The 2,945-nt window shown below is 71.3% G+C and carries 4 protein-coding genes and 1 tRNA gene; 3 read left to right on the forward strand and 2 right to left on the reverse strand.

Going from position 1 to position 2,945, the window contains the following annotated elements; genetic code table 11:
• Nucleotides 1–61 precede the first annotated feature (61 nt).
• Nucleotides 62–700 (reverse strand): uracil phosphoribosyltransferase, encoded by a 639-nt coding sequence (gene upp / locus BN11_RS17605; RefSeq protein ID WP_048699610.1) that lies wholly within the window; start codon nt 698–700, stop codon nt 62–64.
• A 17-nt stretch (nt 701–717) separates the two neighbouring features.
• Here upp and tadA point away from each other — a divergent pair, with 17 nt between their 5' ends.
• Both tadA and BN11_RS17615 read left to right on the forward strand, forming a co-directional pair.
• Nucleotides 718–1,188, forward strand: coding sequence for a tRNA adenosine(34) deaminase TadA (gene tadA, locus BN11_RS17610; RefSeq protein ID WP_048699611.1), 471 nt, complete (start codon nt 718–720; stop codon nt 1,186–1,188).
• Nucleotides 1,189–1,378: 190 nt separating this feature from the next.
• A tRNA-Ser gene (locus BN11_RS17615) sits at nt 1,379–1,468 on the forward strand.
• Nucleotides 1,469–1,525: 57 nt separating this feature from the next.
• On the opposite strand, the gene BN11_RS21425 is transcribed toward BN11_RS17615, so the two are convergent.
• On the reverse strand, nt 1,526–1,900 hold the full coding sequence (locus BN11_RS21425; RefSeq protein WP_053084171.1) for a DUF2500 domain-containing protein: 375 nt from the start codon (nt 1,898–1,900) through the stop codon (nt 1,526–1,528).
• A 187-nt stretch (nt 1,901–2,087) separates the two neighbouring features.
• On the opposite strand from BN11_RS21425, the gene BN11_RS17625 reads away from it, so the two are divergent.
• Nucleotides 2,088–2,729 carry a nucleoside/nucleotide kinase family protein gene (locus BN11_RS17625; RefSeq protein WP_048699612.1) on the forward strand — a complete coding sequence of 214 codons (642 nt, stop codon included), beginning with the start codon at nt 2,088–2,090 and terminating at the stop codon, nt 2,727–2,729.
• Nucleotides 2,730–2,945: the final 216 nt, after the last annotated feature.

The following is a 2,945-nucleotide window of genomic DNA, read 5'->3' on the forward strand; positions in this document are numbered from 1 at the left end:
CCCCCCCCCCCCCCCCCCCGCCAGTCCGTCTTACCTTCCCAGCGGAGCCTCCGGCGGGTGGCTACACCAGGCCGTAGAGCCGGTCGCCGGCGTCGCCGAGCCCGGGCACGATGTAGCCGTTCTCGTTGAGCTTCTCGTCGATCGCGCCGACGACGAGGGTGACCGGGGGGCTCACCTCGGCGAGATTCTTCTCGAGCCGCGCGACGCCCTCGGGCGCGGCGAGCAGACACACCGCCGTGATGTCGTCGGCCCCCCGCTCGATGAGGAAGTGGATCGCATCGCTCATCGACCCGCCGGTCGCGAGCATCGGATCGAGCACATACACCTGCCGGCCCGACAGATCCGACGGCAGCCGGTTGGCGTAGGTGGTGATGGCCAGCGTCGCCTCGTCGCGCTGCATACCCAGGAAGCCGACCTCGGCGCTCGGCAGCAGCCGCACCATACCCTCGAGCATCCCCAACCCGGCCCGCAGGATCGGCACGACCAGCGGCTTGGGGTTGGACAGCTTGATCCCCGTCGTCGGCGCCACCGGCGTCTCGATCGCGAACGGCTCGACGCGCACATCGCGGGTCGCCTCATAGGCCAGCAGCGTCATCAGCTCCTCGGCGAGCCGCCGGAACGTCGGGGAGTCGGTGCGCTTGTCGCGCAGGTAGGTCAGCTTGTGGGCGATGAGCGGGTGATCCGGCTTGACGACACGCATACGGGAAACTTACCCCCATGGCGACCGACGACGAGCAGTATGCCGCGTGGCTGGGCCACGCGCTCACGGCGGCCCGCGCTGCGCTCGCGACGGGCGATGTACCGGTGGGGGCGGTCGTGGTCGACCCGCACGGACAGATCATCGGGACCGGCTGGAACGCGCGGGAGGCCGACGGCGACCCGACCGCCCACGCCGAGGTGCTGGCGCTGCGGGAGGCGGCGCGGCATACCGGGGAATGGCGCCTGACCGGCTGCACCCTCGTTGTCACCCTAGAACCGTGCCCGATGTGCGCCGGCGCGCTCATGCTCGCCCGGATCGCGCGGGTCGTCTTCGGTGCGTGGGACCCCAAGGCCGGCGCCTGCGGCTCGGTGTGGGACATCCCTCGCGACCGGCGCGCCACCCACCGCTGCGAGATCGTCGGGGGAGTCCGCGAGGCCGAGTGCGCCGAGTTGCTGCTCGACTTCTTCGCGGCTCACCGCGAGGCCTGAGCGGCCTCTCAGTCGTCGCGCAGGATCGCCCAGGTCGTACCGTCGAGCCAGCCGCGGGTGCGGTGCAGCGACTCCTTGACTAGCGCCAGTCCTCCCGCATGCCCGCCGTCATACGGCCCAGCCCGGGGTGGCGCTGTCTGCGGTGACGGGGATTTCTGCCGGGCGCCGGCCCTCGGGTACCCTGCTCGACGGTGGCGTGTCCGAGCGGCCTAAGGAGCGCGCCTCGAAAGCGCGTGTGGGGGCGACTCCACCCAGGGTTCGAATCCCTGCGCCACCGCCAGTCGCCGGGGGCGAACCCAGCCGGGTTCGCCCTCGGCGCCTTTTCGCGTATGCCCGCTCAGGCCGGCCGGTCCTGGATGCGCCCGGCCCGCGCGAACCCCTGGTACCACGTGCCCTGATTGGTCAACATCCCGGTGTCGCCCTCGCTGAGCATCCCGTAGGGCTGCCCGTCCACCTGGAACTCCGCCCGCTGGCCGTCGGGGAACTCGAAGGTCGCGTAATAGGTGGTCCGGGTGGACTTCTCGCCGCCGGTGACGGCGGTTCGCTTGGCCACGACGCGGGCCGGCCGGTTGAGGACCGGGGCTGCGGCGTTCGCGGCGTCCTCCCTGCGCTTCTGGACACCGGCCTTCGCGATGGTCACCGCGACGAGGACGAAGACGGCGAGCACCATTGCGAAGATGAGGTAAAAGACGATCCCGAAGGCGCGGGGCATGGCGACTCCCTAGTCGATTGGGGCCCTCGCACGGTACCGCAGGCCAGCGAGGACGCTGCGTGTTGGGCACCAGTGCTGGGTCGGCCCCAGCGGGGAGGCCGAGTCGACCTGCCACGCGCTGTAACCCGGACTCCTGTGACCCGGACGCCTGCTGCGCGGTTCCCGGCGCGAGGTGTACAACGCTGGTATGGATCTCGCCCCACCGCTTGACGACCTCATCGAGCGCGTCCGCGCGCTGCGTTCCGAGCCTGGGGAGCGGGTGATTCTCGGGATCGTCGGCGCACCCGGGGCCGGCAAGTCCACACTCGCCCGGGCGCTGACCGTCGCGCTCAACGAGAGCGCCCCCGGCACCGCGGTGCAGGTCCCGATGGACGGCTTTCACCTGGCCGACGTTCAACTGGAGCGCCTCGGGTTGCGCCGGGTCAAGGGCTCCCCGCCCACCTTCGACGATGTCGGGTATGCCGTGCTCCTCGAGCGCCTGCGCCGCGACCGGCAGCGCACGGTGTACGCCCCCGATTTCGAGCACGCCGTCGAGCAGCCCATCGCGGGGTCGATCAACGTCGAGCCGAGTGTCGAGATGGTCATCACCGAGGGCAACTACCTCCTCCTTCCCGATGGCGCGTGGCCGCGGGTCCGGGCCGCCTGCCACGAAGTCTGGTTCGTCGCGGTCGAGGACGCGATCCGCGTGCCGCGCCTGATCGCCCGCCACATCCAGGTCGGCAAGGCCCCGGAGGCCGCCGAGGAATGGGTCATGCGCAATGACGAGGCCAACGCCCGGCTCGTCCTCGCCAGCGCCGCCGGCGCCGACCTCACGGTGACGATGCAATAACGGCCGTCGGCCACGACAGCAAGCCCCCGTTCAGCTCACCGGCAGGGGGCACACGGTGACCGGTCACGTCGGCGGCACCGGGACCTGGACCACCTGTCCCGAGAGGTTCTGCGCAATCAGCTGCACCCCGGGCCGGGCTGCGGACGCAGCAAGCTCCGCCGTCACCGGCACGCCGGGTTCGAGGACCTCGAGCAACGCCCGCGCCGTGTCGACCGC

The organism is Nostocoides australiense Ben110 (genome assembly GCF_001050535.1).
Lineage (GTDB): Bacteria > Actinomycetota > Actinomycetes > Actinomycetales > Dermatophilaceae > Nostocoides_A > Nostocoides_A australiense.

Bases quoted from the DNA above. Each gene is read 5' to 3' on its own strand.
- upp (WP_048699610.1), bottom strand. From the start codon at position 700: ATGCGTGTCGTCAAGCCGGATCACCCGCTCATCGCCCACAAGCTGACC.
- tadA (WP_048699611.1), top strand. From the start codon at position 718: ATGGCGACCGACGACGAGCAGTATGCCGCGTGGCTGGGCCACGCGCTC.
- BN11_RS21425 (WP_053084171.1), bottom strand. From the start codon at position 1,900: ATGCCCCGCGCCTTCGGGATCGTCTTTTACCTCATCTTCGCAATGGTG.
- BN11_RS17625 (WP_048699612.1), top strand. From the start codon at position 2,088: ATGGATCTCGCCCCACCGCTTGACGACCTCATCGAGCGCGTCCGCGCG.